The organism is Leisingera sp. NJS204 (assembly GCF_004123675.1).
GTDB lineage: Bacteria > Pseudomonadota > Alphaproteobacteria > Rhodobacterales > Rhodobacteraceae > Leisingera.
This window is the reverse complement of the sequence record NZ_CP035417.1, coordinates 3,923,193-3,949,699: the sequence shown is the minus strand read 5'-3', so window position 1 is coordinate 3,949,699 and position 26,507 is coordinate 3,923,193. Positions and strand designations below refer to the sequence as shown.

Below are 26,507 nucleotides of genomic sequence, written 5' to 3'. Positions count from 1 at the left end.
ACCTCAGCGCAACCAGCCGTCAGCGAAACTCACTTTGCTGAGGCCGGTAAAGCGCGCAACCCGGTCCAGTTCTGCCTCCAGCCGCTTGGTGCGGGGCAGGGACCATTTCACATCCCGTTCAGGCCATACGGCGGTGACGCGCAGGACGCCCGCGTCCCGGTCCGCCTTCATATCGATCCGGCCAACCAGGCGTGTGCCCTCCAGCAATGGAAAGACGTAATAGCCGTACTGGCGCTTGGGTGCGGGGGTGAAGACCTCGATCCGGTAATGGAAACCGAACAGCCGTTCCGCCCGCTTGCGGTCGCGCAGGGCAGGGTCAAAGGGGCTGAGCACCCGCATCCGGCCCGGTGCCGGACCCAATTCCGCACCGGCCTCCACGGTGCCCGGACGGGCGAACACTTTGCGCAGCTTGCCGTCAGCCTGCAGGATCTCGATCTCTTCCAGCTCTCCTTGGCGCAGCTGTTCGGCGCACCATACCTTGGCTTCCGCCGGAGAAGCGGTGTCCCAGAACGACGCGAGTTCGCCTGAGGTGGCAAAGCCCAGCCGGTCCATCGCAGCGGAGCAGAGCCAATTAATGGTCGCAGTCGCGTCGCAGGAGGTGCTAGGGCGCAGATGCTCCTCAATCACTCTCTCGGTCAGGTCATAGCGTTTCTGAAATCCTTCACGCCCCACCACTGTCAGCGCGCCGGAACGCCAGAGATATTCCAACGCGGTTTTGGACGGATGCCAGTCCCACCAGCCGCCGGAACCCTTTTTTTCATCCTTGCCAAGGTCAGAAGAACTGACTGGGCCGTGATCCCGCACATGGTTCAGGACGGTTTCGAACTGCGCCTCAAACCCGTCGCGCCGCCAGTTGCGCCAGCGTTTGCGCAGCAGCTCGGTGTCACGCTGAAACCGCAGATGCCAATGAGGGTAAAACACCATCGGGATCATCGCGGCGTCATGGGTCCAATGCTCAAACAGCCCGCGGTCCCGCTCGTAGAGCTGCTTCAGATGTTTGGCGCGATAACCCGGGCGGCGTGAATAGAGGATCACGTCATGGGCGCGCGCCACCGTATTGATGCTGTCGAGCTGCACAAACCCCAAACGCTGGATCAGCGCCAGCAAGTCCGCACCCTTGGCAGGGCCAGAAGGCTGCTCCAGCAGGGCGTGGCGGTCCAGGAACAGCCGCCGCGCGCTTTGATTGTCCAGCCGTTGCGGCGCCATCAGCGCCGTTTCAGCGTGTCGCCATAGGAAATGGTCGGGGTCAGCGTGACATGCTTATCGACCTCTGTGTCCGGATCGTCCAGCTGTGCCGCAATGATCTCAGCCGCTTTGCGTCCGATGTCCAGGCGGCAGGCGTCCATGGTGGCCAGCTTGCGGGGCAGCCCCTGCAGCAGCTCCACCCCGTTGAACCCGGCCAGGCCAATCTGGCCCGGCACATCAATGCCCTGATCGAGCAGATACAGCAACCCGCCCGCGCCGATCATGTCATTGGAGAAATAAAGAAAATCCAATTCCGGTGAGCGCTCCAGCATGGCTTCAGTCATCTCGCGCCCCTTGGCCAGCGCCGAACCGCCTGAGTAAAACTCGCGGTCTTCGATCTCCACGCCTTCCTTGGCCAGCGCCTCGGTGAAACCTTCGAACCGCTTTCGCGCCCGGTGATCAAGCGGCATCTTGGTGCCCATGAAGCCAATATGCCGGTATCCGGCCTTAAGGATCGCCTTGGCCATTTCGCGGCCCGCACGACGGTGGGAAATGCCGACCATCGCATCCACCGGCTTACCGTCGGTATCCATGATCTCCACCACCGGGATACCGGCGCTGTTCAGCATGGCGCGGGCGGCCTCGGTATGTTCCAGTCCTGCAATTATCACACCGGAGGGGCGCCAAGAGAGCATCTCGTACAGCACCTTTTCCTCTTTCTCGGGCTGATAGTCGGTGACGCCGACCACCGGTTGCAGCTCGGTATTCTCCAGCACCTTGTTGACGCCGGTCAGCACCTCGGGGAACACCATATTCGACAACGAGGGGATGATCACCGCCACCAGGTTCACCCGGTTCGAAGCCAGCGCGCCAGCGATCTTGTTGGGCACGTAGCCCAGTTCCTTGGCGGCACTCAGCACCTTGGTGCGGGTCTTTTCCGACACATCGCCGCGATTGCGCAGTACGCGGCTTACGGTCATTTCGGATACACCGGTCGCTTCGGATACATCGCGGAGGGTGAGAGGGCGCTTGCTGTCCGTGGTCACGTTCCTGAGCCTCTTGTTATTGCTGTGTGCAACGTTAGCGCAGACATCGGTTGCTGCACAATGGAAACTGCGCGCGGCAAACCGGCATTCGGCCCCGCCCATCCTAATGTGAGCAAGCGTTGCAACTGACCCCGGCAGAGGCTTCTAGCTGACGCGCCCTATGGTCTCCATTTTGGTGCGCAGCGCCAATACGAAACAGTAAGTACTAGACAGCCTCGGCCCGTCGCGGATGAGGTGGGTGGCTCCTGCTCCGCCGGCATCGAATGTGCCAAAGTGCATTTATCAACGACTGCTAGGAAAGGAGCCACCCAATAACAGTAAAGACCGTAGGCCTGGATTGGGCCAAGGATGTTTTTCAAGTACACGGCATTTCGGAGAACGGCCGCGTTATCTTCAACAAGGCGATCAAACGCGTGAAGCTGCTAGCGTTTTTTGAGACGCTGCCACCGTGCACGGTTGGCATGGGAGCCTGCGGTTCATCCCATCATTGGGGCCGCCAGCTCGGGCATGATGTGAAGCTCACGCCTACTGGATATGTCAAACCGTATGTGAAGCGCGGAAAGAACGATGCTGTCGACGCAGAAGCGATTTGCGAGGCGGTCCGCCGTCCGACCATGCGCTTCGTAGATATCAAGACTGAAGATCAGCAGGCCATTTTATCCATCCACAGAACGCGTGACCTGGCCGTCCGGCAGCACACCCAACTGGCCAACATGATCCGTAGCCTGTTGCGCGAGTTTGGACATATTTTGCCGATTGGGATCGAAGCCGTTACGGCTTTTGCAAAGCGTCACCATGACGGTGATCACCCGGACATGCCCGCCATTGCGAACGGCATGCTTGGCATCCAGTGCTACCAATTCATCGGCCTGAACGAACGCATCTTTGGCTATTCCAAGATGATCGAGCAACACGCAATGCTGAACGCAGATGCACGTCGATTAATGCGCATGCCTGGAATTGGGCCGGTCACGGCATCGGCGATTGTCGCCACAATCGGTGACGCGCATCAGTTTCGGACAGGGCGCGATCTGGCGGCATGGCTGGGGTTGACCCCTCTCAATAAATCCAGCGGCGGCAAGGAGCGTCTTGGAAAGATCACGAAGCAGGGTGATCGCTACATTCGCAAGTTGCTGGTCGTGGGCATGACATCTCGCGCTGTGATGGCGATACGAGCGAGGCCGAAGGAGTCCGGCTTTTTTCGACCATCTTGATTTCGGCGAGCGAGGTACCTTGGACCGCAATATTCTCGCCTCGACTGGGCGGTCAGCGACCCACCACTTGCGAACGAGGCATTCATGGGCTCCCAGTTCTGCGGCGATGTCACCGGGAGACAGGCCGTCCTCCCGGATGCGCCGGGTTGCTTCCCGTTTCAGGTCAATGGGCCAGATATTCTTGCCTGAAGGGGATGTTTCAATGGCGAAGCCCCAAACCTCATGTTTCGACATGTTCGCCTCCTGCTGTGGTATGGAGGCCTACATATCACAGGGTAGTTGAGCGCGATTAGATGCCATCGAGGGAGGGGCAGATGCATCGCTTACCATTGTGATCGCAGGAGGGATTTGTTATCGCGTAAACAAGCGCGGCCCCGTGGCTCAACTGGATAGAGCAGCCCCCTCCTAAGGGGCAGGTTGCAGGTTCGAATCCTGCCGGGGTCGCCAAATTTTTCTTTTAAAACAAGCAGCTTGTGGGTTGTTCGGCACCGTGGAGCGCCTGTCCTTCGTCAGAAAATGCTCGGAAACGCGGTCGTTTTCTGGGGCTGTACGTACAAATCCGGTACAGCCTTTCCAAGGCGCGGTTGACCGAAACAGGGCAGAGGGCGTCAGTCCCGTTGGAACTTACGCGCGAAAGAAAGGGAATTCAGGTCCAACGGGTACGAGTTGAGGTATTCAACAGCGGTTAGGTCCGCCAGCGTTGTCACTAAGAGGCCCTGATCTGCGTGTAAGGAGAACGGGGCGACCCAGGGGAGCCCTAGGAACTTGTCCTTGACCGCCTCTTTGACCTTATGCAGCTCTTTGATTTCGCGCTTGTCTTCTTCCTCCAGGATCACCAGAAAAGTGATCGGAACGGAGATTGCATCATTCCAGCCAGCGTATGGAAACACCCGGATTTCTCGAATGGCGCGTAGTGATTTTCCCAGATCCGACGCTTTTTCGTGTTTCGCGTACACGGCTTTTCTAAGCGGTTCGACAGACTTGTTGAATTCTTCCGGAAAGGCGAAACGCCCAAAGTACCGTTCAAGCGAACGCCCGAATTCAACGCTCCGGGCCTCTCCATCGCAGCCACGTTGCCTTTTCCAAGTTACCAGCAGGCGCTTGCTGACGCTCATGGTGCGGGTGAAATCTACGACTGTGTCTTCGGGCAGGTTATCGACGAGCCCCAGGCGTGGGGCTTGCCCTTTTTCAATGCCGGATCTGCGCTGCTCGTCTATTTTCACCAACGCGCAAACCGTGACATAGGGAATGACCCCGATTCCTCTCACTACGTCACATGTTTGCGAGATGACTACGCAGCCTTCGACATCTTCGTCGAAAGCTGCCTCATGAGGCTCTACACTGTCTTCGAATGCATCGAGGAAAAGTGTTTCCTGACACGACAGAGTAAAATCGCCTTGCTGCCAGTCAGCAAGGCGATTGTTTACTTCATCGTCGGAGACCTGCTCTTTGACTGCCAAAAAACACTTTCCTTAGGCCTTGTTTCGACGTGCTTTAGCCCGGCGAATTTTCGGTTTGCTGATCGGCAGTATTTCAGTCTCGTCGAGGTCGGCGGCAGCTTCGATGCTTTCGCCAAAATGGTGTGGGACGTTGAATTTTGCGGCGTCAGCGGTCAGCGAGTGGCCGAGGTTAGGTCTGCCTGCTCCCTCACCAGCCAGTTCCTGCGCACGGTCAAATTCGCCTGCACGGAACAGGTCCAAATAAGATTGGGAGCCTGCCGCCTCGCTCAACAGCAAATTGCGGTTTTCCTCTACGGAACCGCGATCGATAAATCGGATTGCTGCTACTGCAAGCCCCAGCTTTTCGTGGTTCTTGGCGTTGACCGGTTCACCGGAGGTCCAGTTAAAAGTAGTCCTAGCGGCTACACGGAATACGGTAGCAACTTGTGCCCAGGTAAGGCCAGAAATTCGCTTGAACTCCTGCGTCATTTCAGCAGGCGTTCGGTCCGGAGCCTGAACAGTGACAGAGATTGAATTTGCGTTAGCACTGCTTGAGACAAAGTGCTGGTCGTGCAGGAAAACACTAAACAGATCAGTTGAAGACAGGTTGACGTATGCGGACATCCCGAACGGTGCTGCGACCTCAGCTTGCTCCAGGTCGACGGTTTCGTAAATTGCTGCAACAGCTCCGGCATGGGGGAGCGGCATCGCGGCAGCAAGAACAGCAGGTAACTGCGCTACCAATGTCATTGAGTTGCTCCAAATCGCTCTAGAAATTTATCTTTTATACTCCAACGGAAAAAAGCATAGGCGCGGTCTGCAACTTTGTCGAGTGCTTCGCGCATCGTTTGCGCGTCAAACTCGCTTCCTGCACAAGCAGTGCTATAAGAATCCACGTCCAAAACCCAGCTGCGCTCATTGATAGGTGGGTTCATGTCCGGGTCGTAACTATAGTCCGCAGGTGCCAGGCCGTAGCGGACAATCAATTTACCTTCCGCCGTGGTACCGGTCACTTCGGACATCGAAATGTCGATCTGATGTGCAAAATTGGGCTGAACGACATTCAATAGCTCTGGGTGAACAAGCTCATCAAGCGACGACAGCACCTCTTCACCGTGAAGGCGGTTTGCGTATCGAAAACCTATCCTCTCGACTACCGAGGGGCGAATGGTCTCTTGGAGGCAGTAGAGGATGAAATTGAAGCGATCTAGGAAATCCTCACGGGACACATACTTGGCGGTTTCGAGTGTGATCGCATCTTGCGACAACGAAACACGATACATTTTTGAAGCATCAAGGAAGCGCCAGATCACACTGTTGGTAACACGTGGCTGCAATTCCTGCCCACCGAGGTTCAGGTTCAGTTCAACACCTTGAACCACGTCGCTGTGGAAACGGGGATAGGCGGTTCGGATGGCTTCTTGGAAATTCGCGATATAGCTTTCTTCTGCTATTTTGGCGATTTTTGTAAAGCGAACTTGGCCCAATACGCGCACCAACGGCGCATCTCTCAGGAGAACACGCTCTGGAATCGCCCCGAAAAGAGGATCGTCGCACCTGTCAACCATTACTTTTCCCCGCCGTTTTAAGTTGCAGTATAAGATATGAAGTAGGGTGTGAAGTAGAAAAATCCTACGATATGTCGGTAAATGTGATCTTAACTGACGGGGCTGCGCTGCAACTGTTACGTAACCTATTTTGTAGACTCGAAAATTTGGAGTGACGTCCGCCAAGCAGCGACGGCGGCATTTTCAGCGCAGCTTGGAATTGTTTCAAAATTTTTGGCTTCGCCCGGTGTCAGGTGGTCCCGCAGCCGTCGCATGTTTTCAATAACCTGGGGCGCCCGGGCGACGGCGTCGGAGACTGAGCGGGTGAAGTCTTGAGCTTTCAGCTGCATCCGCCCGCCGTAGTAGAAGCCGGTAATCACGCTCACCAAGGCCCAGTAACCCGTCGGCAAGAGCGCGAGGGCAGCGAAGGCGACGGCCATCTGTTCGGGCCACAGCATCACCGCTGGGATCACGCCTAGAACAGTCAGGGTGATCACAGGCCGGACCATGCGGTTGAGGCCGTCCATCAGGCTGTCGAACCACGTGCGCTGCTGGCGGACCTGAAACTCCGCTGCGTATTGAGACAGGGCGGCGGCGTCAGCCTCGTGCGCCCGGGCCGCGGACGCTTCCGCATTGGGGCGGAACACGCCGCCCACCTGTTCAATAACTCCGCCGATCTGTTTGGCACCACCGCCAAATAGCCACTGTATCAAGCCCATGCTGTTACCCTCTGTTTGAACTGTGTTTCGGTCAGCCGGTATTTCGGCGCCATGAATTCTTCGGCGCGCTTGATCCACCCGCCTTTGCCGCCTGCGCGGGTCCGCGCGTATTTGCGGGACGCCGGGCGGCGGTCTGCCAAGCGGAAATAGTAATCGCGCCGGCCAATCCCGTAGGCGTTCACCAGATACTGCCCGGCCTTGTCGTAGGCCCGCTGTGTTGCACCGATGGATTGCGGCCCCAGAGCGCCGTCGACGGAAACCGTTTCACCGAATTCAGCCAACAGGCGCTGCAAGATCCTCACCGCGTTGGATCCAGCGTTCACCTGCATATCGTAGACGCTGGACTGCAGCGGTTCGGGCAACCGGTCGATCTTGGGGCCGTAGAAGTAGTGGCGTTTGTAGATTTCGACCGCCTCTGCAACGGTCAGTGCCTGGACGTCTGCCGCGGTCGCGCGCCCGCGGATGCGCCGCAGCGTGTGGATGGTGACGCCGTATTTGGTCGGCCCGCCGGGGTCGTCCGGGTCGTTAACGTAGCCGCCTTCGCGCTTCACGATTTCGGCGGTGATTTCGTCGACGGATTGCATATTCTGCGCCTCCTAAAGAAAAAGCCCGCCAGAGGCGGGCCGGGTAGGGTGGAATTGGTGGGGGTTCAGTCTTTGCGGAGGGCCTGTTCGATGCCGTCCAGCTTGGTCATGATGCGGTCAAACTGCTTGTCTTGTCCTTCGGACTTGGCCCGGAGGACAGCGATGTCCGTTGCATGCTTGGCCTGCCGGTTGTGAAGCACCCCCAGCCAGCCAAGGGCGGGGAGCACAATCCATTGCATGAGGGGGTTAAGCCATTCAGGAAAGGAATTCACAGGATCACCCCTCAGAACGCCGCGGCCAGTTCGGCCACACCCGGCGGCACGTCCGGCCAGTTGCCGTCCGCTTGCGCCTCACGCATGGCGTGGATCCAGGACACACCGGAACGGAAGATTTGCAGCTGAGTTTCATCCAGCGCCCCCGCTGCCGCGGCGGCTGCCAGGTTCATCTGCGCGGTTTCATCCGCCACGGCCAGAATCCGCTCCCGGCACTCTGCCTTGCGCGCCAATGCCAGCTCCGTAGCGGCGGCTTCCGCTTTGCCTTCGGCTGTGATGAGCTGCGACCAGTCAATGACCGCCTGAACCGTCTCTGCGGGCTGATCACCCTCTGCACCAGGCACCGGCCCGTCTTCGGCCATCACCACCGGCTGCGGGAACCGGGTTTCTTGCGGGGCATTGGCTCCGTGTGGGAGAAACAGCGTCAGGCTGATGTCGCCGCCCGCGCGCTCCACATCCGAGGTCAGCCATTCGCAGGGAACTGCCAGGCTCGGCAGGGTTGCGCCATCGGGGAGCGGGCTGAAGTCAAAGACTTCACCGTTGATGATCAGGACATCGCCCTGCTTGGTGGCGGTCAGCGCCTCGTCCCGGCGCACAGGGGTCCAGTTGATTTGCATGGGAATGCTCCTTTAGAACCAACGGCCGATAGCGGTTAGGCTGACGGCGCCCCCCACTCGGGAACCGCTGGTGTTCCAGTGGCTGAAATCGACGGTTGAGGTTGTGGGGGGGCGAACCGAAACGAAGGTGGCATCTGAGTTTGTCCGGCCACCGCCGACCACAACCAGCCCAGTGGCAGTTGTAAACGCAGCCGGGAAAGCCCATGCGCTGTCAGCCGCCGTGGTGCTTGGCGCAACAGTCTCCGTACAAATCTGTGTCCCATCGGCGAAGCGCACATATTCGCCGTTGGCGTTACTTCCGCGCTCGATCACGGCGCCGGTAGGGGTGCCGCCGGACTGGGAGACAGTGCCAAGAATGTTTGCGCTGGTGAAAAACTCGGCCCAATCTGTAGGTACTCCACTGGCAAACCGCCGGTACAGGAGGTTGCCCACACCACGCTGCCAAATTTGGAATGCACCGGGGCTGCCGGTGCCACCCCCTCGCTGCACATGCAGCAGCGGGCCGTTAACAGGCGTCTCCGATCCGGTTCCGGTTGTATCGGCATCGGTGGTGTATAACCCGCTCGGAATACCGTCAGAAATGTCATTCGATGGCGGCGCAGAGGTGGAATTGGCGCCAAGCCCAAATGCCCCTACTAGCAGCAGCTTGCCCGCCGCTGTGTCCAATGGAGTTGACTGCACCGACGCTCCGGTGACCGGAGCGTCGATCTGAAAAGCATCGCCTGCGAGGCGAAGTTTGCGGCTGCCCCCAACAGAAACGCCAATCTCGTTCGCCGCGTTTCGGTAGAAGCCGGTGTCCGGGTCCCCGTCGAAGGCGTAGGCCGGGGCTGCGGCGGTGCCAAAGGGTGTTTTGATGGGGCCTTTGTGGGCGACGTTGCCCTGGACCAGATCGTTTAGAGCGGTGGCGAACCCGTCCATTTCCTGATCCATCCGCTCCGCGAGGATCTTGACCCCGGCGTCGCGGTCGTTTCGCCAGTTGAACAGGCGCTGAAACACGCCAGAAGCGTTGAAAGGCATTGCTAATTCCTGTATGGTTGATTGCTCAATTAAGGGGGCCACATGGGCGCGTCGCTTAACGGATTTGATATTCTCACCCTAGTGCTGGGCGCCAACATCCTTACGTTGTGGGGCGTCTACGGTTTCTGGCGCCTCACCAAAAACGACCGGTGGGACCGTCAGACGATTTTGGCACTGGGCGTGCCGGGTGTCGTAATGATGGTTTCCGCTTATCTAAGCACGGGCCTCTAGTCACTGGGCCATCCCGGAAGTGACGCCGCCGCCTGCGGTCAGCTGGTCGATCAGCCGCAGCTTGGCCGCTTGGTCCAACTGGTTGTTGGTCAGCAGCTGCCGGATAGTCGCGGCCCCATCGTCTCCGGTTTTCAGCAACATTTCGGCGATCTCACCCCGTGTCGCCGGTCCGTGACCTTTGAGCCGGTTCACTACCGGCCCGGCCAACTTCTCAGTTGCCCGCCCTGCGGCTTCCCCCATACGCCCCCGTAGCAGTGCCGCGAACACCCCAGTGTCGAAGCGTCCAGCATCTTCCATGTCGATCAGATTGTCGGCGGTCCGGCTTCCGCCCAGAACCGTCTGGTTGGTTTCGAACATGCGGTTTTCACGGCCTAGGCGGCGCGCCAGCAAGTCCGGGTCCACCGCCATCGTCGCCGCGTCCTGTTGGAACTTCGGCGACGTGAGCGGGCGCGCTGCGTTGGCCCCCGCTGCGCTGTTCTCTACACGGGCGATAACTGGATCCGCATAGCCCGCTCGGAAAGCCGATTGAGGCGTCAAACCCGCCGCGGGCACGCCGTTGGGGTTGGGTTGCGCCAGGGCGCGGTATCGCGCCGCAACGTCGTCGGGGCGGACCCGTCCTTCAGCGGCGTGCGCCCCCGCGTCAAATTGGTCAATCGTGCGGGATGCCTTGGCGAATTCATTGTTCGCGTGGCGGTACCCCGTGCTGGACGTTTCCAGCGCCTCGTCCAGGGTGGAAACGAGCTTGCCCAGTTCCCGGGCTTCGTTGTTCCGGCCTGCGCGCACCGCAGCGCCGATAGCGTCCTGCACGTCCTGTTTGACCCCCAACACCCGGTCGAAATCGGACAGTTCAACCGACGTTGCGGAACCACCCCCGACGTTCGAACGTTCCGGGGAGGCCGCAGCCAAGCGGTTGCGAAAGCCCGCCAGCCGGGCGTCGATACCATCGCCGACAACGCCGCTGCCCTGCATACCGCCGATCCGGTCGTCAATCACCGCCAAAGAGGACCGCACGTCAACAGGTTGTGCGTCGCGACGGGCCGCGGCGTAGTTGGTGTTCGCAGCTTGACCACGGGCCGCCTGTGCGCTGGTTTTGCGCTGCGCAGCGGTCGTCGGCGCGTCGAAGGCGTCAGCGAGGAAAGAGGAAACGCGCCCGCCCTGACCGGCTTGCCGCTGGGTCAGATAATCTTGAACCTCCTGGGCCGCTTCGGGGGTGGAGCGGGTGACGCCGGACAACATGCGCTGGCCGGGCCGCCCCAGCGCGTCGGCAACAGTGAACTGCGGCTGTCCCTCTACTGATGCCTGTCGCAAGGCGGTCGCGACCTGTCCGCCGTCCTGCCCCGACCGGTTCATGGCAGACGCCAAGGCGTTCTGCGCCGGGCGGTGTTGCCCGCGTCCGACAAGGTACTGCAGGGCCGGGGTGGCGCGGCGGGCGCCACTCGCAAGGGCCGCACCTACTGGGCGGGCCGCGATCCCGGCTGCGGTCCCAAATGCAGCCCCGTTGCGGCCCGCACGTGCGCGTTCGGCTGCCCCACCTTCACCGGAGTTGAACCCATAGACGCCGCCAGCAGCAGCACCGGCAGCCGCGGACCGCAGAAACTGGCCAGATTTCGTCGCAGCTTGGCCCGCGGCGCCTAAGCCGGTCAGGGCGGTTGCCACACCGCCGGCCACTTCTGCGCCTGTCGACACAACGGGGTGTGCTTCCCGGTTGGCGGCCAGTTCGGCCCGTTGGCGCGCCAGCGCGTAGTCGTAGTTCTCTTGGAAATCGCCGGGGCCAAGTGCGCCGTATGTCCCGGCCACCGCTTCGTCGAAGGCCCCGAACCCCAGCCCTTGTCCGGCGCCGTGCATCGCGGCGTTTGCAGGGCTTACGCTCACGCGGTTGCGCATCGCATCCGGGTCGACCATCTGCCCGGTGCGCGGGTCGGCAACCGTGCCTGCGGGGGGCTGTCCGTAGGTGCCGTCCGCGTTCGGCTGGGGGGCGTTCGCTTGGCGGCGTTTTTTCGCAGCCGCCGCCAGCGCGAGGAGTTCCATTTCGTTCATTGGCGCAGCCCTTGTTTAAGTTCCCACATTTCTTCCAGGGTGACCCCGAATTGTTCCGCCGCCGCCGCTGCGCTGGGGTCCGCGGCGAAGGCTGCGAAACCGTCATTCTGGTTCCCGCCTGCCGCAGGACCTGGGGCCGGGATCGTGGGTGCAGGAGCGGGGCCGCCGCCGCGCGCGGCAGCGCCGTCCATTGCCTGTTGAACGATCTTCTCGTAGTCGGCCAGCGCCTCCAGGAACGCGTCCTCGCTGAGTGAGGTGTTCATACGGGTGACGGCGGCTGTTGCTGCTTGGCCTTCGGCATTGGACAGGGCGCCCATGCCGCGCAGCTGCTGGATGGCCGACAGGAAGGCCCCGGACTTGGCCTGTTCCACCTTGGCGTGGAAGTCGAACCCCGCGGTTCCGGGAACCGAGTTGAACACCGCGCTGACCCCGGTGCCGCGTTCGCGGTTTGGGTCGTCCCGGATACTGCCGATCAGGTCCAGCGCGTTCTGGGAGGCTTGGTAGTCGGAGGGGGCCGACGCGGTGGCTTGGCCTTCGGCTTTTCCCAAAACCGTACCCCGGGCACCTTCGAAGTTTTTGACCGCCAAGTCGGGAGTGATCCCGTCAGGTAGATTGGACTGCACGGCCTGCCCGTCCTTACCAAGCTGCATGACAACTACATTGCCGTCCGAGTCCCGCCCGTAGATCGGGTTCAGCCCGTATTCACCATTGCCTGCGGCACCGGGACCCGGTTCATAGATCACTTCCCCGGTCTGGGGGTTTACGAGACGGTCGTCAACTTTCACCCCGTCCACTTGCGGGTTCCGCAGCTGCTCCAATTTCAGCTGGTCCATCTCCAAGCCCATTTGCGCCCGGCGCTGCTGCATCCGGTATGTCGGGTCAGACTGCTGGACCTGCTGCTGCAAAAGCATACCCAGAACGGATTTCTGTTCCGGTGACGCCCAAGGCGAGGCAGCCAGCTGCGCCAGCTGGGGGTCGACGCCACCTTGCGGCTGCTGCGCCCCGCCCAGGTAGCGCGCGGAACGCCGTTCCATGTGGTCTTCTGCGGGACGCAGGAAGCGGCGCACGATAGCGTCGGCTGCGGTCCCGGTGTCCTGGGCGGAAAAGATTGCCTGGGCGGCGTCAGCCTCGGAGCCTTGGAGTTCATGCACCAGAAAATCAAGCTGGGTGTCCATATTGGACACCTGGGCGCCGCGTTGGGACGCAAACGCTTCAAGCTGTTCTCTGCGCGGCCCGGTCCACTGGGCAAGTCCGAACCCGCCCCGGCTACCGGGAACGGTCGGGGCTTGCTCGTTGATCCCAGGGTTCAGCCCGCTTTCATCGTCAAAGTTCAGAACAAACGCATCGGCGATGTGGTCGGGCAGCCCGCGCGCAGTCAGACCTTGCCGGATAGTGTCGGCGGTTTCGCCGCTTGGCGCAGGTCTCCCCGGGGAGGGGAGCGGTCCACCGTAGCCGCCGGACAAGATCTGCTGGAACGCGCTTCCGAACTGCTGGCGGCCCTCCTGCTCTTGCTCATCGGCTTTGCGATTGACCGACCGCAGCAGCAGCCCTTTGCCAATTGCGGCCAAGCCGCCGGCTGCCGTGGTTGGGGCGGTGCTGAGACCCTTTCGCAGCTGGTCCGCGGCTTGGCGTTTGCGCTGCAGGTCTTCGTAACTGACGCCGGTTTCGCCTCCGAAGACGAAACCGGGCCGCTGCCCAAGAATTTGCTGAAAGCTCATTAGAGTGTCCCCAGATATGCGCCGCCCAGGCCGCCCAAGCCGCCGACCAGACTGTTCCAGCCGCCCATTTGCGTTTGGTAGTTTTGCAGGGCGGCGTTGTGCGACGCCATGGTGATCCCGGCCACGTCAGTGTTCGCCAGTTGCGCGGTTTGCGGCGAAATGAAGTTCGGGTTTTGAACCTGCGACCCGGACAGGAGGGCGGAAATCTCGTTGATCGGCTGATTGCGGAGCGCGAAGGCTTCCTGCAGCGCGTTGTTGCGGGTCGCAGTCTTCGCGTCCTGACGCACCATGTCAGCGTTGTATTCTTGGGTCGCATTCTGATTGTTGTACTGGGTCGCGCCAACCCGGTTCTGGTACCTCTGCTGCTTGGCGTCGTTCTGAAACGAGGTGCGCGCCATGGCTTGGCCGAAGCGCTGCTGCTGTGCCTGGTTGTTGAACTGCGCACGGGTGGCGTTCTGGCCAAACCGCTGCTGCTGCGCGCTGTTCCCGAACTCCGCGAGCCCCTGTGACTGATCATAGCGCTGTTGCTGCGCCTGATTTTGAAACTGGGCCTGGGTGGCGTTCTGGCCGAACCGCTGGGCTTGAACGTTGTTCGCGAACGCGGCTTGCCCCTGCGATTGATCGTAGCGTTGTTGCTGCGCCTGATTGCGGAACTGCGCTTGGGCCGCGTTCTGCCCGAACCGCTGTGCCTGGGCGCTATTGCTGAATTGCGCTTGGGCCGCGTTCTGCCCGAACTGTTGTGCCTGGGCGCTGTTCTCGAACTGAGCGCGTTGGGCCTCCATACCGGACAGCCGCGAGTGTTCTTGTCCCGCCCCCAGAATGGCCGATAGGCGAGCGTCGTTTGCCTGCCGCCCGTGATCGCCCATTGCGGATTGGTACGCCTCGGATCCGATGCGGATGCCTTGCGAGGCTAGGCGGGTTTCAAGAGCCTTGCGGTCCCGTTGCAACCCAGGCTGCATACGCTCCATCAGAGCGTCTTCGACCTTGTTGCGATCTTCCGAAAAGTCGTTCCCGTAGGACCTCGTCAGCGCCCCTCCGTCTTCAATGCGCTGCCCGATCTGGCCCGCATCGTCGATACCGCGCGTCACGCTGCCGAAGCCTCCGAAGCCGCCCTTCACGCGCCCCGCGCCGTCGATTTTGCGTGTCACATCTCCGAACTTGCCGAAGCTGTCTTTCACGCGGCCCGCTCTGTCGATGTGGCGGTCAACTTGGCCGGTGCGCCCGATTTTGCCGGTGATAGCGGGGCCGGAACCGATATTGTTCAGCCGCAACCGATCCACTTTCGACGGGTCGCCCGCCTCCGGCAGACCTTTTGTGTCCAATGGTCCCGACAGAAGGCCGCCCAGTCGACGGGACTGGGATCGCCCCAGCTGGGCAAGGTTTTTCTGCGTCCCTTGGTTGATCCGGTTCAGTTTTTGCTGGTCCTTAGAGAGTGTCTGAACCGCCGTGTACTGCGGGATTTCGTACTCTTTGCCGGTGTTCGGATCGGTGTAAGTTGAGGTTTGGTACGCGTCTTCAAGATTGTTTTCCCAGGTGAACCGTTCAGCGGCTTCCCGGCTGCTGAACCCTTTCCCCTGAGGGTCGTCCCCTAAATAGAACCGGTTCGGGTCCTTGCCATGGGCGCTACCTGACCGGATAAAGGACGGGTCGATACTCTTTTGATACCGTAGAGTGCCGTCCGGGGTGATTTGGTTCACGTTATTCAGCTGTTGCTGCGTGATCGCGGTCCCGATGTTTTGTGCGGTCTGCGCCCCTGCCACTTTCTGGGGGTCCGGCGGTGCGGGAGCTTTAGGTTTGCCCATGGTTCACCTCGAAAAATTTGCTGCCATGCCAAGCTTCGCGGGTCAGAACCGCGATAACTTCAGCCTCGTTCGGCCCCCGCAAGTCGGGAACCAATGTTTGTTCCGCACCAAGAGCGGCCCAGATGCGTCGCGTGCGCCGGTTGTGTTCCGAGTGCCGGGCAACCACTGCCCTGCAGCCCAGCTGTTCGAAGGGGTACTGGAAAAGGAGCGCGAGACGGGATTTCGAAACCCAATCGCGCCGGGTGGAAAACGCTGACATTTCGATCACGCCCGCGTCGGGTTCGAAGTTGTGGTAGACGATCCCCGCCACCAGCCCTTTTTCCGCAGTTGCGAAGCCGATAGCGCTGGCAGGGCCGAAGGACCGGCCCGGCGTGAAAATCCCTGCCGCGACGAAAGCCTTTACGGCCTCCGGATAATCGTAGACGGGGGTCATGCGAACACCTCCCCGCCGGTATAGGCGAGGACGACCGAAACCAGTTCACAGTCGAGTTTCTGCGGGGCGGCAGACGTCAGCTGAACTTGAACGGCCAGTGTCTCCCCGTGCCCGCTGACGGTGTGCCGTTTCTTCAATATCTGATACGCTTCGGTTCCTTCGGCCCACTGATCGACGTCCCAGGTGGCCGTGTCCCAAGACGCCTGCGCGCCGTCCGTGAATTGGGCGGAATTGGGCGCTGCAGGGAACGAGGTCCGGTAGTCTGCCGCAATGGAAATAGCCGGGTTGATCGGCGTCCGGTACCGCCAGGTGCTTTGTGCGGCCTGCGCGGTTTTGAAGGTCCCAAAGCCGCCCAGGTGATCGAATGCGAGACAGGCGCGGCACTGGAACGCTTCCCCGTTGTCGTTCCCGCCAATGTCGCACAGGAAGATTGCCCCGCTTTCGTCGCCATAGTGCAGCGCGCGCCCCAGGACCCGCAGATCGCCGATCCGCCAGCCGGTGAACTTGGTCCAGGCATTGGTTTCCAGATTGACGGCGTAGCAATACCCTTGCTCCGCTTCCCGGGGTGGCGGGGAGAACACCGCCATGTTGCGGCTTTCCCATTTCTCCAACCGCCAGCCGTCAAGATTGCCGGCCAAAACGATTTCATGCCGCCAGTCAGGATCAATATCGCGGGACAGGGCGGCCAGCTTCAACTGGCTGGGGTCTTTGCTGACCGCAGCAGAAATAGGGATCAGCCCGGCACGGGTTGCGACGATCAGATCGCCGCCCACTGTCAGAACCGCGCGCCGCCCCAATGGCTCGCCAAGGTCGAACACCCCGACGAGGCCCCAATCGTTGACGTTGCCCGGGTCCGCCCCCTGGAACACGGCGAACTCGCCTTGATCCGTGGCGAACACGCAGCGGTCGTCCATCCCGTCGCCACTGTCAGACGACCACGTGGCGCCGAACAGCAGCGCCCCGCCTTTCTTGAACAACCCAGCAAGGGGGAGTTTGGCCGCGGCTCCGGCAACGCTGTTCACCCCCAGATACCAAGCGTGCATGGTGCCGCCTTCGACCATGAATTGCCGGTTGCGGTACGCCCAAATGTGGGAAATCCGGTCGGTATCAATGCCTGTGATGGCGAAGGGGGTCGAAGCCCCGGTTACCTGCTGCCATGTGCTGCCGTCGTAGATCTGCAGCAAATCCCGGCCATTCACCACCGACAGAAACGACCCGCCGTCCGTCTGCATTTCCAGCGTGGAATAGTCCCCCGACGATTGCCCGCTGACGGATGCGGACAGCGCGGTGCCGTCCAGTGTTGCACTGGAGAACTCGTAGATGGCGGTATCGTCCGCGGCGAAGTAGGTGTCGGCGAACCCCGCGCGGTACTCAAAGAGAGAACGAACCGGACCTGCGATAGAGCAGCGAAGCTTGGATCCGCCCCGCGGTTCGATGCCGGTGGCCGTGGGCCAGAAGTTTTCCAGCACGACAGCGGTATGTGCCCCCTGTGCGGCCAAAGGCTGGTTGGAAACCCACCCGCCGACAGGGGCGATATAGGTTTCGGTCAGCATCGCCGGGGTTTTATCACTGGGCGTCTGCAACCGTTTTTGGGGCCGCACGCGGGAAGGGTTGATGCGGATCATGCCTCGCCCCGGTCCGCTTTGATTTCGGCGATCAAGTCGGCTTCGAACTCTGCCAGATTGTCGTCGTAGGGCTGGCCCTTTTGCCGTTTCCAGCGCCAAATCGCGCCCTTTTCGACGAGCCGTTCCGGGATCAGCAAACTGTCGCCGTTCTGCGTGATGTGATCCCCGCCATCTACCCAATTGGTGGAGACGTAGCGCACCAGGGCGCCTTCGGAGGGCAGCGCAGGGGCGAAGTGCAGCTGGCCGCTGCGCAGATGGTAATACGGCTGGGTCGACGGGCGGCGGGTCAGGAAATCCCACTGCTCCGGGGCAACTACCGCCCGCACTGGGCGGAACCCGGCCTTGTCGATCCGCACAGCGCCCTGTTCCGCCATCTGGTGGAAGTCGTCAGGCAGCGCAACAGAGCTTACGCCCCCGCCGATTGTCCAGTCCGTGTACAGGCGGGACCATTCGGCGCGGCTGGCGATATCGACGCCCGCGGCGTTCATCATCCCGCGCAGCTGCCGCATTTCGAAGCTGTCCCCGCCAATCTGCGCGTCGGGAAGGTCCAGCCCGATTTCCATCAGGACACCTTGCAGTACGGTTTCAACTGTCATTGCGGGGCCGCCGGGTACGTGATGCGGGTATGGGCATGGCGCTGGATAAGGTCAGCGTCGGCCAGGGCGTCGATCAAGGCCCCAAGATACCCTGCGGTGGCCTGTGCCCGCTCCAACTCGTTTTCGCCCGCGTAGACCTGGAACAAGACAGCCTGCAGGTAGATTTCGGACTCTTTTTCCAGCAGCCAATTGGTGTTGTCCGCTTCGAGCGAAGGCAGGGCTGCGTAATAGGCCAGTTCGTGGTCTGTCTCTTTCACCGTGGAAAGCAGTTCCCGCGCCTGGATCGCGTAACCGGGCCGCCCTGCGTACTTCGATTGCACAGAAGCGATAGGGCGGGCGGCCAGTTCTACCCCGGGCGGGACCGTGATCATGCGGACGGCTTCGAAATCGGCCGGCAGTGCGGCCCGGCCCTGGGCGTCCGTCGTCAGGGTCGCCGCCGTCTCCATGTCTGCAACCCGGAGCCGCTTGGACAATGCGCGTTCTGCCATGCCGACATACATTTTCGCGCGGTTCACCACACCAGACACGCCGGACCGGTGGGAAACTTCCGCGATCAGTTCGGGATAGTCCGCGATCACAGCACACCTTCTTTCAGGCGGAACGCATGGTTGTCGCCGTCATTGAGCCAGTTCAGAACGAACTTGTGGTCGTGAACGGCAGCGGCTTCCCCGACCGCGCTGTCGTAAAACAGGTGGTCGGGGACAGCGGCGACCAAATGGACGTCGCCTTTCCAGCCCGGATCGTTGGCCGAACGGCACTGCTTGTTCACTTCCAGCACACCGTCGACGTCCCGTTCGGTTTTGACGTGGTACTGATCCCCGTCCACCATGACATAGGTTGCAGTGTGCGTGGCGGCGTCGAAGTTGAACAGCTGCCACTGCCCTTCGACCAGTTCGTCCGGGTTAAGCGGCATTACAGGCCGCCGTCCTGCAGCAGCGGGTCGAAACGCTCTGCCTTGCCGGAGCGGTTCAGTTCCCGGGCCAGCTTGGCCGACAGCGGAACAACGGTGCCCTTTTTGTGCCGGATACCGTCGTCGTCCCAGGCGTCTTTGTGCAGCAGCATTTCGATTTTCTGGTTTTCGGCGGCGGCGGGTTTCGGTTTCGGAGCAGGAGCAGGAGCAGGAGCGGGTGTGGGCGCGGCGGTGGTCGCCTCCGGCGCTTTCGTATCGGCCGAATTCGCGGGGGCCGCCGCGGCAGCCTGCTGTTCGGCTGCGGTGGGTTTGGTGGCCGCTGTCTGCAGTTCTGTAGCGGTCGATTGCGCGGGGGCGGCGCCGGACTGGCGCTGGCTGCGTTTGGTCATGTCTTACCTCGTTTCAGAACAGAAAGCCGGGCGGTGCGGCCCGCCCGGCTTCACATGATCAATTGGCCGAAGGCGGCTTAGGTGGTGGCGCTAAGACCAAAGGTATCCGCGACGACGCCAACAGCCTTTTCGTTCGAGACTTCCAGGGTGCCTTCACCCTCAAGCGCGAACTGCTTGGCCGAACCGGTCTTCGCCAGATCCTTGTCTTCCTTGACCTTCCGCAGCCAGCGCCACGCCAGCTTGGTCGGGTCCAGCATCAGCACGTTGCGCGCCGTGTCGGCGTTGGTGCTCATGACGGCATTGGGGTGGACATAGATCAGGCCGTTCGGGCCGCGGTACACCTCGACGTCGCCGTAGAGGGTGGCCTTGCCGCCCTTGGTCACCGGCATGCGCAGCTGGGCAACGTCGGCGTTGGTCATGAAGCCCGCGAACACCTCTTTGTTGTAGGAGGTCATGAACGCGTGTTTCAGGTTCGCGCCGCTGTCGAAACCAAGCCGCAGCACCTCGTCGGTGGTCTGCTTGGTGAAGGCCCGCTGGGTGCCGTTGGTGGGGGCTTCGGTGAGGCGCGTGGACGAGTTGTAGCCGCCATTGGCCCCGCCAGCACCGCGGGACACGTTGGTTTCCGCCCAGGTGGACAGCGAACCCGATTTGCGGGTCGCGCCGCCCACAGACGGGTGGGCGGCCACCAGAGAGAATTCCACGTCCTTCCGTAGAGCGATCCCTTTCAGGATTTTCTTGCGGTTCAGCGTTTCAGCCTGCCCGGCGTTATCCACGGCCTCTTGGGTTTGGGACGTCCGGCCAGTTTTGCGGAAAATCTGGGTGTGGTTACCCATCCGGTCCACCGGGTCCAGTGCGTCGAAGTCGTATTCCGAACCTTCTTCCTGGGCGTTGTCGCCGGGGGCGTCCAGGGTGTCGATTTCCCATTCAGGGTTGGTCGTCTTCGCCTTCTTGCCGTTACCGATCATGGAATAGACAGGGGTTTCCCGGCGTTCCGTGATATCAACGATGTTCGACAGTTCTTCGCGGTTGCCCACCGCGTCGGTCGAGCGGAAAGTGTTTGCTTTAACAGCCATTTCTGACGTCCTTGTAGCGTTTAGGTCGACATTGCGCGCACGGCGTCTTCAATCGACCCGGTTTCAGAGAGGCGCTGCAACGCTGACTGGCTCTTGGCGCCCTGCGCAGTGGTGCGGGTGCCTGCCGCCTTCTTGCCTTTGGTCGGTTTTTGAACCCGGCGCTTGGCGTTGTTGCGGTTATGAACTGCCTGCTTACCCAGCCGCGCGTAGTGGACCAGAGATTGAATGCGGTGGTCCGAAACGCCTTCGGCTTCGGCTTCGGCTTCGGTGAAACCAAACTCGACGGCGGTTTTCTTGTTGGCGGCATTGAACGCTTCGCGCTTGGCCGGGTCCGACAGGTGCGGCATTGCCTTGAGCAATTTCGCGTCTTCGGCAGCCTGCAGGGCGGTATTGTCTTCTTCGCCGTAGCCCTGTTGGGCTTCGGCGTAACCGGCCTGCATCTGGGTAATCTGGCCCAGTTCTGCGATAGCATTTTCGCGCATGGCCTTCTGGTACTGGAACGCACCGGGGTCTTGCTGCGCGAGGTGCAGCGGCGGTTCCGGCGGGATCAGGCCTTCCATGAAGCCAAGCAGGTTTGACAGCGTCGTTTCGACAAACTGGCCGCGCTGTTCATAAGCCTGTCGCTGGGTGGCGAGGGCTTCACGCTCGGTGGCCAATTCGGTTGTTTTCTGCGTGTAATCCTTGTTTTTGAGGTAACCTGTACGCAGTTCGGACAGGGGCACAGTCTCGCCATTGTCCAGTTCGATCAGATCGTCGGCAGGGGCTTGGTCGTCCGGGTCGTCACCATCTTCGGCGCCTTCCAAATCGTCGGCACCATCTTCGCCGCCGTCGTCTTCGAAATCGGAGTAGTCGAGCGCGCCGCCGTCTTCATCGTCGAAGTTGTCAGTTTCCTGATCTTCGACCAAGTCGTCGGTGTCCGCGTTATCGTCCACGCCTTCAAAATCGCTGCCGCTCATCGGTCAACGTCTCCTGTTCTCTGCTTGGTGCAGGTGGTCCGGGGCTTAGGCCACGGAAACCCTGTTGGGCTGCTTGGTTTTGCCCGCCGCGCGGGTTTTCAACTGCTGCCGCAGGGATCGGATCGCGCGCACTTCCATCATGGAATTGCGCCGCTGTTCATCGTTGGGCGGGGCTGCGTTGACGCCGGTTTCGAAGGCGTCGCGCTCCATCTCGTCCAGAATTTCGTTCAAAAGCGGGTCGTTCAGCAGGCGTTGCGCGGCCCCGCTGGGGCGGGCTGCCTCAGTCATCGCCAAAACCTCCGAAGACCGTTGCTCCAATTAGGGCGGCGCCCGCATAATCCAAGTCGTCCCAGTCGGATCGGGAGGGGCTAACCGGTTGGGTCCGATTGCTGGGGCGGTCGCCTGTTGCCCGGAAAGACGGTTGAGCCGGTGCGGTAGCCCCGCAGAACTCGCACTTGTCCGCGCTTTGTGCAGGGGCGCCGTATGACTTGCAGTCCCACGCCATGCGGGGCGCCATTGGGACCGGAGGCGCGACGGAGCGGGGCTTACCCACTGATCGCTCCCGGCAGGCCGATCTGCGCCATCTGCGGAGGCGCAAGCCCGTGTTTCGCGTACTCCAAAGCCATCTGCTGGTTGTGTTTCAGCAGATCGACCTGGGCTTTCAGTTCTGCGACTTCCAGATCCTTGCGCCGTTCGGCGTCCTTCACCATCAGGTCGGCTTGCATCTGGGCTTGCTCGACCTGCTGCCGGGCGTCGGCCTTGGCCTGCTCGATCTGCATTTGCGCCTGAACCTTCATTTTTTCCGGGTCCGGCTGGTTCTGCTGGGCTTCCAGCTCTTGCTGAATTTCTTCTGGGTCAGGCTTGGTGAAATATGGTTCCGCCGACGGAAAGCCCGCGGTTTCAGTCATTTTCGCCAAGGTGTTGTACAGCTGATCCGGCTTCACATACGGGTTGTCCGGCCCCAGCTGCCCCAAGAGCTTTTCTTGCAGGCCCAGAATGACCTGTAGCACGGCCATGTCGCGTTCACGCGACCCTGCGCCCAGGCCGACGTTGACTTTGCAGTCCATATCCACGTTCCAGTGGCGCGGGTCGTATTCGACCCATTCCTTGCGGATGCGGACGGTGCGCGGCTGGTCATGGTGCGCAATGACCAGTTTCAACAGACCCCGGAACGCCTTTTTCAAGCCGCCCCGGGACAGCGTGCGGATGATCATTTCCGCCTGTGCGATCCCGGCTTCGGCTGCCAGCTGGGCGACGCCCGTGTTCACATTGGCGATCTGCGCCGGGTCCAGGCCGCCAGACTGTTCCGTGATCCCGGTCCGGTCCTTGGCGATCTCGTCCATATACGGCAGCATCTGGAAGGAACTGTCCGCATAGAACGGGATCTGCCTCCATGTGACTGCCGGCACCCCGGCGGTTCCGCCCTTTTTCAGGATCGGCTTGCCGAACCGCGGAGCAAATACCGCTTCGGGGTCGGCCACGACCGACAGATCGACTTCGGGCTGGGGGTTATTCTGCCAGTAGATGTTGTCCAGCGTGCCCCGCAGCAGTGACGTTTTGATCCGCTGGATATCTTCGACGTCCTCGAACACCGAATGGCCTTCAAACTGGTGCGCGTCCCGCTCTGCCACGACGTCGGCATAGGGCGCTTCGGTGACGGCCTCCTTTTCCAGGACAACGCGGTTCTTTTCGTCTTTGTCGCCATCGCCGCCTTCGCCAAAGACGATCTTGTGCATTTCGGCGATGCCGTCGCCGTCCAAATCCAGCCGGACATAGACTTCGTAAATCTTGACGGTTTCAAGCGCCTTGGTGGTGCCGCCTTCGATCTGGGTCCAGTCGTCACCCATCCGGGCGTGTTTGTCGTCGTCTTCGGACGAAACACCGCCCTGCGCGGTCAGGTTGTCGACCTTCTCCCGGTCGTAGCCGCGTTCCACCAGTTCGGACCGGGTGACTTCCTGTCGCTCTCCGACGATTGGCGACGCGTCAATGCTGTCGGCGCCGGGGAAGATCAGGAAAGAACCGCGCGGGATCGCTTCCAGACGAACTTCTTTCTTCTTCACCGTCCGGCGCAGCTTGAACGAATGGCGGCGCGCGTTCGGGTCCAGCGCCAAGACGTCCTTGTCGGTTTCTTCGGTCTTCTCGTGGTCGAAGATTTCGATATCGGGGTCATCAAACAGCCCCAGCACATCGTTGTCGCCCTGATCCGTGAACTCGTGGATCTCTGCGCTCAATTTGCGGTAGGCGGCCCATTTCACAATGCCTGTTTTCAGCAGCAGGGCGTCGAACACGCTGTCGTAGATCGCCTGTTCTGCCCCGCATTCCGGCACAACCACGTTGTTCACATAGTCGGTGGCTTGTTCCGCGCCCGCCTCGTCCTCCTGGGCGACGGGTGCGTATTCGACCAGCTTGTCGTTCGAAAGGATTGACCGCATGATCGACGGCATCAGCTTTTTGAGCGCCGACCGGACGTCTTTTGACACAACCGAAGAACGGACCGGGTTGCCGTCGTCGTCCGTATCCACGGGCAGGTCGTCGACCTTGCCGTCGTGGTATTCCAGCGCGCGTTCACGATCCGGGGCTTGCTCGTCCAGATAGCTTTCACACTGTTGGACGAGTTGGGCCACGTGGCCGATATGGCGGTCGTCGTTGGTCAAGCTACCCTAGGCCCCTTGTGTTTCGGTGCTTTCTTCGGCGGCGGGTTCCACCCGTCGACAAAGGTCATGAAGGCGTCTGCGCCGTGGCTGTGTTCGTCGTGGCGGGGCTGTGATTTCCACACCCCGTGTTTTTCGTCCCAGTCGCGGCTGTACTGTTCCAAGTGATTCAACCCGGTTTCGACAGTGGGCACTGAAAACTGGCATTTCGGCAGCGTCGTGCGGACGGCCTGGATACTGCCCAGCTTGACCTTGGTTCGCTCCACCACAGTGAAGTGGAAGCCCAGGCGGGCGGCGATATCCCGGATACTTTCGGCTTCTTCACCCTGCATCCGGTGTTCAACATCGTGCGGGCCGTAGTGCTGGCCGAAGGTGGCGCCGTGCCGGACGCGCCATTTCTCCAACTCGTCCAGATAGTAGGCGATGCCTTCGCCGCTGGCCTCAATGAAGCCGACGAAGCGGTGTTTGCCCGCGATCAGCTGGTGCAGCCAGATCGACGTGCTGTCGTCGACGCCCAGGTCCCAGAACGTGTTGACCGGTGTCCGCGTTTCGAAGGGCAGGTCCCGGATCTCGCCCCGCTGCCGTAGCGCTGCGATTTCCTTGGCCCAGTAGGCGCCGTCCTTTGCCGCCTTGAAGGCCTCGTCCGGGGTGGTCGGGAACTCCCGCCACATGTCCGTGCCCTGTTCGCGGGCCTTGGCGGCGTACCACCACTCCTGTTCCTCGTCCAAGTCGATGCCGTGTTCGGCCAGCAACTCGTCGAAGTATTTTTCTTCCTCCGGCGTCAGCTTCACGGGCTTGGACAGCCGGTAGGTGTCGTCCAGGAACCACGGGAAGAAGTGAAACCGGTATTCCAGCAGGCCCAGAGCCGCGCCCATGTCCCGGGCAGCCTTGGACGTCTCGCACTTGTCGAAAAAATCACCGCTGCGACCTTCGGCGGTGCTTTCGATGAACACCAGCTGGCCGGGGGCGACCGTGTTTAACGACCCGGTCTTGATTTCCTTCGCCCGATCCGGGTTCTTCGCGCAGACCTTCCCGTATTCGGAAATGTGCAGGAAGTTCTTTGTGCTGGACCGGAGCGAAACCCCGACTTCGACGCCGGAGCCGTTGCCGAATTCAATTTCTGTCGCGTTCTGCGTCACGACCGGGCGCAGTTCCTGCAACTGTGCCGGCAGTCGCTCATAGGCGAACTTGATCCGGTCCAGGAGGTTCTGGGCGTTAGTCTGTGTGTCGGCGATCAGGCCCGCGGCAAAGTGGCTGTTGAACAGGCAGCAGTCCAGCGCGAGGATCAGAATGAAGGTCGAAAAGCCCAGCTGCCGGGCTTTCAGGATGATATTCAACGTATGAAGCTCGTCCAGCAGCTGTTCCTGTGCCGGGTTGAGCTTGAATTTGACGACGTTACCGTGCCTGTCCTTGATCCAGTAGAGGTTGTTCAGCCTCCACTTACGGTCCCCGAACTTGGCGACGGCGTCGTCAAACGGACTTGGTTTTTCCGTCAACGGCTGCAAGAACCGCCGCCAGACTATCATCTGCGGACAGCTTCGTGTTTTGGTCGATCACCTGCTTGTCGCGCCATTCGTCGGGGCGGCGGTTCTTCAACCAGAAAATGGCCGCCGTAGTGTCGGGCGGGTAATGTTTCGTGGTCGGGACGACGTGTTCCGCGCCGGTCTTGGCGTCAGCGAACACCTTGTCTTCCGGGTGGCTGTAGCCCGTGGCACGCTCGAACAGGCTGCGGACCACCTTCTGGTCTGAGACGTCGCGGCCTTCCAGGATCGCATCCTTGAACTGCTCGTGCTGCTGTTCCCAGTTGGTGATTGTGCGGCGGGTGACGCCGAACGCGGCGGCCAGTTCTTCTTCGGTGGCGCCCATCAAGCACAGCTGACGCGTGATGGCCGGGACCTTATCGTCGCCACCTGCTTTGTCGTATTCCGAAATGCGCCCGGTCTTCTTCGCCATCGTCTTTCTGTTCCGCTGCTGCGGCTCCTGTGTTCAGGGGGTGCAAAACGGAAAGCCCCGGCAGGCGGGGTGCGCTGCCGGGTGCCTGGGTCCAACGGGAGGAAGAAACCATAGCTTCGCTGTGAGTAACGCGGGGGGCGCCTTAGTAGGTTCGCCTGCGTCTGGGGGTTGCCGCACCGCATCGCGCGTTTATTGACAGTGGCCCTCACCACTAAATGTAGTGGCGCCCTTATTTGGTATCGCAATTCGGGTGGTTTTTCAAGTTTCATGCCATGCGAACCTGCTAACTCCCGCAACGGTCGTGAAAGATTATTTTCGCGAAAGACTTGAAATGGTGTCGATTGTTACTCACCTTTCGCATACGGAAAGATTACGAAATGTGAGATGAATGTATCTTTTGGCTTTCCGAGCGCTAGTCGACAAGTCTGCCGGCATTGAAACCGGCAGGAATGCAGAGTATTTGCGCCATTTTTCATGTGGCGGGCATTGACAG

26 protein-coding genes, 1 tRNA gene and 1 pseudogene are annotated in these 26,507 nt (G+C 61.0%); 3 read left to right on the top strand and 25 right to left on the bottom strand.

The annotated features are described in order from the left end of the window. Positions 1–3 precede the first annotated feature (3 nt). The gene (locus ETW24_RS19170; RefSeq protein WP_129372524.1) at positions 4–1,206 is read right to left on the bottom strand and encodes a winged helix-turn-helix domain-containing protein; all 1,203 of its coding nucleotides are present in this window, start codon (positions 1,204–1,206) and stop codon (positions 4–6) included. Then, positions 1,206–2,231: a LacI family DNA-binding transcriptional regulator gene (locus ETW24_RS19165; protein ID WP_129372523.1), complete on the bottom strand. Its 1,026-nt coding sequence runs from the start codon at positions 2,229–2,231 to the stop codon at positions 1,206–1,208. The genes ETW24_RS19170 and ETW24_RS19165 overlap by 1 nt, the downstream gene beginning before the upstream one ends. A 311-nt stretch (positions 2,232–2,542) precedes the next feature. Between ETW24_RS19165 and ETW24_RS19160 the strand changes: the two are divergent. Both ETW24_RS19160 and ETW24_RS19155 read left to right on the top strand, forming a co-directional pair. Then, positions 2,543–3,388, top strand: a pseudogene (locus ETW24_RS19160) (IS110 family transposase); the annotation flags it as partial. 427 nt (positions 3,389–3,815) lie between these two features. Beyond that, positions 3,816–3,892: transfer RNA gene (locus ETW24_RS19155), tRNA-Arg, on the top strand. Between the two features lie 161 nt (positions 3,893–4,053). Here the strand turns inward: ETW24_RS19155 and ETW24_RS19150 are convergent. From ETW24_RS19150 to ETW24_RS24940, 8 genes are all read right to left on the bottom strand, one after another. Further along, positions 4,054–4,905, bottom strand: coding sequence for a hypothetical protein (locus tag ETW24_RS19150; protein WP_129372522.1), 852 nt, complete (start codon positions 4,903–4,905; stop codon positions 4,054–4,056). A gap of 12 nt (positions 4,906–4,917) precedes the next feature. Then, the gene (locus ETW24_RS19145) at positions 4,918–5,634 is read right to left on the bottom strand and encodes a hypothetical protein (RefSeq protein WP_129372521.1); all 717 of its coding nucleotides are present in this window, start codon (positions 5,632–5,634) and stop codon (positions 4,918–4,920) included. Then, a complete protein-coding gene (locus ETW24_RS19140; RefSeq protein ID WP_129372520.1) occupies positions 5,631–6,452 on the bottom strand; it encodes a TIGR04255 family protein in 822 nt (273 codons plus the stop codon). The genes ETW24_RS19145 and ETW24_RS19140 overlap by 4 nt, the downstream gene beginning before the upstream one ends. 125 nt (positions 6,453–6,577) lie before the next feature. Continuing rightward, positions 6,578–7,150 carry a 3TM-type holin gene (locus ETW24_RS19135; RefSeq protein WP_129372519.1) on the bottom strand — a complete coding sequence of 191 codons (573 nt, stop codon included), beginning with the start codon at positions 7,148–7,150 and terminating at the stop codon, positions 6,578–6,580. Continuing rightward, positions 7,141–7,734, bottom strand: coding sequence for a holin-associated N-acetylmuramidase (locus ETW24_RS19130; protein ID WP_129372518.1), 594 nt, complete (start codon positions 7,732–7,734; stop codon positions 7,141–7,143). Before ETW24_RS19130 ends, ETW24_RS19135 begins: the two co-directional genes overlap by 10 nt. A gap of 65 nt (positions 7,735–7,799) precedes the next feature. Continuing rightward, entirely contained in the window at positions 7,800–7,973 is a 174-nt protein-coding gene (locus tag ETW24_RS24350) for a hypothetical protein (protein WP_164982775.1), read from the bottom strand. Positions 7,974–8,017: 44 nt separating this feature from the next. After that, positions 8,018–8,623 carry a hypothetical protein gene (locus ETW24_RS24945; RefSeq protein WP_254695655.1) on the bottom strand — a complete coding sequence of 202 codons (606 nt, stop codon included), beginning with the start codon at positions 8,621–8,623 and terminating at the stop codon, positions 8,018–8,020. 12 nt (positions 8,624–8,635) lie between these two features. After that, positions 8,636–9,640: a hypothetical protein gene (locus tag ETW24_RS24940; protein ID WP_129372517.1), complete on the bottom strand. Its 1,005-nt coding sequence runs from the start codon at positions 9,638–9,640 to the stop codon at positions 8,636–8,638. 42 nt (positions 9,641–9,682) lie between these two features. Between ETW24_RS24940 and ETW24_RS19110 the strand changes: the two genes are divergently transcribed. Continuing rightward, on the top strand, positions 9,683–9,871 hold the full coding sequence (locus ETW24_RS19110; RefSeq protein ID WP_129372516.1) for a hypothetical protein: 189 nt from the start codon (positions 9,683–9,685) through the stop codon (positions 9,869–9,871). Here the strand turns inward: ETW24_RS19110 and ETW24_RS19105 are convergent, their stop codons facing one another. From ETW24_RS19105 to ETW24_RS19035, 15 genes are all read right to left on the bottom strand, one after another. After that, complete coding sequence (locus ETW24_RS19105; RefSeq protein ID WP_129372515.1) at positions 9,872–11,908, bottom strand: hypothetical protein; 2,037 nt, start codon at positions 11,906–11,908, stop codon at positions 9,872–9,874. Beyond that, complete coding sequence (locus ETW24_RS19100; RefSeq protein ID WP_129372514.1) at positions 11,905–13,626, bottom strand: phage tail tip lysozyme; 1,722 nt, start codon at positions 13,624–13,626, stop codon at positions 11,905–11,907. Before ETW24_RS19100 ends, ETW24_RS19105 begins: the two co-directional genes overlap by 4 nt. Then, complete coding sequence (locus ETW24_RS19095; RefSeq protein ID WP_129372513.1) at positions 13,626–15,428, bottom strand: hypothetical protein; 1,803 nt, start codon at positions 15,426–15,428, stop codon at positions 13,626–13,628. Before ETW24_RS19095 ends, ETW24_RS19100 begins: the two co-directional genes overlap by 1 nt. Continuing rightward, complete coding sequence (locus tag ETW24_RS19090) at positions 15,415–15,861, bottom strand: GNAT family protein (RefSeq protein WP_129372512.1); 447 nt, start codon at positions 15,859–15,861, stop codon at positions 15,415–15,417. The genes ETW24_RS19095 and ETW24_RS19090 overlap by 14 nt, the downstream gene beginning before the upstream one ends. Next, positions 15,858–17,486, bottom strand: coding sequence for a hypothetical protein (locus tag ETW24_RS19085; RefSeq protein ID WP_129372511.1), 1,629 nt, complete (start codon positions 17,484–17,486; stop codon positions 15,858–15,860). The genes ETW24_RS19090 and ETW24_RS19085 overlap by 4 nt, the downstream gene beginning before the upstream one ends. Then, entirely contained in the window at positions 17,483–18,082 is a 600-nt protein-coding gene (locus ETW24_RS19080; RefSeq protein ID WP_129372510.1) for a phage adaptor protein, read from the bottom strand. Before ETW24_RS19080 ends, ETW24_RS19085 begins: the two co-directional genes overlap by 4 nt. Further along, positions 18,079–18,660, bottom strand: a complete 582-nt coding sequence (locus tag ETW24_RS19075) for a phage adaptor protein (RefSeq protein ID WP_129372509.1) — start codon at positions 18,658–18,660, stop codon at positions 18,079–18,081. Before ETW24_RS19075 ends, ETW24_RS19080 begins: the two co-directional genes overlap by 4 nt. Next, complete coding sequence (locus ETW24_RS19070) at positions 18,657–18,995, bottom strand: hypothetical protein (protein WP_129372508.1); 339 nt, start codon at positions 18,993–18,995, stop codon at positions 18,657–18,659. The genes ETW24_RS19075 and ETW24_RS19070 overlap by 4 nt, the downstream gene beginning before the upstream one ends. Further along, positions 18,995–19,381, bottom strand: a complete 387-nt coding sequence (locus ETW24_RS19065; protein WP_129372507.1) for a hypothetical protein — start codon at positions 19,379–19,381, stop codon at positions 18,995–18,997. Before ETW24_RS19065 ends, ETW24_RS19070 begins: the two co-directional genes overlap by 1 nt. 77 nt (positions 19,382–19,458) lie before the next feature. Beyond that, on the bottom strand, positions 19,459–20,454 hold the full coding sequence (locus ETW24_RS24345) for an SU10 major capsid protein (protein ID WP_164982774.1): 996 nt from the start codon (positions 20,452–20,454) through the stop codon (positions 19,459–19,461). A 20-nt stretch (positions 20,455–20,474) separates the two neighbouring features. After that, positions 20,475–21,410 carry a hypothetical protein gene (locus tag ETW24_RS19055; RefSeq protein ID WP_129372506.1) on the bottom strand — a complete coding sequence of 312 codons (936 nt, stop codon included), beginning with the start codon at positions 21,408–21,410 and terminating at the stop codon, positions 20,475–20,477. Between the two features lie 45 nt (positions 21,411–21,455). Beyond that, positions 21,456–21,698: a hypothetical protein gene (locus tag ETW24_RS19050; RefSeq protein WP_129372505.1), complete on the bottom strand. Its 243-nt coding sequence runs from the start codon at positions 21,696–21,698 to the stop codon at positions 21,456–21,458. A gap of 257 nt (positions 21,699–21,955) precedes the next feature. Beyond that, the gene (locus ETW24_RS19045) at positions 21,956–24,064 is read right to left on the bottom strand and encodes a portal protein (RefSeq protein ID WP_129372504.1); all 2,109 of its coding nucleotides are present in this window, start codon (positions 24,062–24,064) and stop codon (positions 21,956–21,958) included. Then, entirely contained in the window at positions 24,061–25,566 is a 1,506-nt protein-coding gene (locus ETW24_RS19040) for a terminase (protein ID WP_164982773.1), read from the bottom strand. Before ETW24_RS19040 ends, ETW24_RS19045 begins: the two co-directional genes overlap by 4 nt. Continuing rightward, positions 25,532–26,014 carry a helix-turn-helix domain-containing protein gene (locus ETW24_RS19035; protein WP_129372502.1) on the bottom strand — a complete coding sequence of 161 codons (483 nt, stop codon included), beginning with the start codon at positions 26,012–26,014 and terminating at the stop codon, positions 25,532–25,534. The genes ETW24_RS19040 and ETW24_RS19035 overlap by 35 nt, the downstream gene beginning before the upstream one ends. Between the last annotated feature and the right edge of the window lie 493 nt (positions 26,015–26,507).

What these genes read in the sequence shown, in the direction of transcription:
- ETW24_RS19050 (WP_129372505.1), bottom strand. Translation starts at nt 21,698, where the DNA reads ATGACTGAGGCAGCCCGCCCCAGCGGGGCCGCGCAACGCCTGCTGAAC.
- ETW24_RS19140 (WP_129372520.1), bottom strand. Translation starts at nt 6,452, where the DNA reads ATGGTTGACAGGTGCGACGATCCTCTTTTCGGGGCGATTCCAGAGCGT.
- ETW24_RS19135 (WP_129372519.1), bottom strand. Translation starts at nt 7,150, where the DNA reads ATGGGCTTGATACAGTGGCTATTTGGCGGTGGTGCCAAACAGATCGGC.
- ETW24_RS19145 (WP_129372521.1), bottom strand. Translation starts at nt 5,634, where the DNA reads ATGACATTGGTAGCGCAGTTACCTGCTGTTCTTGCTGCCGCGATGCCG.
- ETW24_RS24945 (WP_254695655.1), bottom strand. Translation starts at nt 8,623, where the DNA reads ATGCAAATCAACTGGACCCCTGTGCGCCGGGACGAGGCGCTGACCGCC.
- ETW24_RS19035 (WP_129372502.1), bottom strand. Translation starts at nt 26,014, where the DNA reads ATGGCGAAGAAGACCGGGCGCATTTCGGAATACGACAAAGCAGGTGGC.
- ETW24_RS19095 (WP_129372513.1), bottom strand. Translation starts at nt 15,428, where the DNA reads ATGGGCAAACCTAAAGCTCCCGCACCGCCGGACCCCCAGAAAGTGGCA.
- ETW24_RS24940 (WP_129372517.1), bottom strand. Translation starts at nt 9,640, where the DNA reads ATGCCTTTCAACGCTTCTGGCGTGTTTCAGCGCCTGTTCAACTGGCGA.
- ETW24_RS19070 (WP_129372508.1), bottom strand. Translation starts at nt 18,995, where the DNA reads ATGCCGCTTAACCCGGACGAACTGGTCGAAGGGCAGTGGCAGCTGTTC.
- ETW24_RS19110 (WP_129372516.1), top strand. Translation starts at nt 9,683, where the DNA reads ATGGGCGCGTCGCTTAACGGATTTGATATTCTCACCCTAGTGCTGGGC.
- ETW24_RS19105 (WP_129372515.1), bottom strand. Translation starts at nt 11,908, where the DNA reads ATGAACGAAATGGAACTCCTCGCGCTGGCGGCGGCTGCGAAAAAACGC.
- ETW24_RS24350 (WP_164982775.1), bottom strand. Translation starts at nt 7,973, where the DNA reads ATGCAATGGATTGTGCTCCCCGCCCTTGGCTGGCTGGGGGTGCTTCAC.
- ETW24_RS19080 (WP_129372510.1), bottom strand. Translation starts at nt 18,082, where the DNA reads ATGACAGTTGAAACCGTACTGCAAGGTGTCCTGATGGAAATCGGGCTG.
- ETW24_RS19055 (WP_129372506.1), bottom strand. Translation starts at nt 21,410, where the DNA reads ATGAGCGGCAGCGATTTTGAAGGCGTGGACGATAACGCGGACACCGAC.
- ETW24_RS19085 (WP_129372511.1), bottom strand. Translation starts at nt 17,486, where the DNA reads ATGATCCGCATCAACCCTTCCCGCGTGCGGCCCCAAAAACGGTTGCAG.
- ETW24_RS19100 (WP_129372514.1), bottom strand. Translation starts at nt 13,626, where the DNA reads ATGAGCTTTCAGCAAATTCTTGGGCAGCGGCCCGGTTTCGTCTTCGGA.
- ETW24_RS19130 (WP_129372518.1), bottom strand. Translation starts at nt 7,734, where the DNA reads ATGCAATCCGTCGACGAAATCACCGCCGAAATCGTGAAGCGCGAAGGC.
- ETW24_RS19170 (WP_129372524.1), bottom strand. Translation starts at nt 1,206, where the DNA reads ATGGCGCCGCAACGGCTGGACAATCAAAGCGCGCGGCGGCTGTTCCTG.
- ETW24_RS19065 (WP_129372507.1), bottom strand. Translation starts at nt 19,381, where the DNA reads ATGACCAAACGCAGCCAGCGCCAGTCCGGCGCCGCCCCCGCGCAATCG.
- ETW24_RS19090 (WP_129372512.1), bottom strand. Translation starts at nt 15,861, where the DNA reads ATGACCCCCGTCTACGATTATCCGGAGGCCGTAAAGGCTTTCGTCGCG.
- ETW24_RS24345 (WP_164982774.1), bottom strand. Translation starts at nt 20,454, where the DNA reads ATGGCTGTTAAAGCAAACACTTTCCGCTCGACCGACGCGGTGGGCAAC.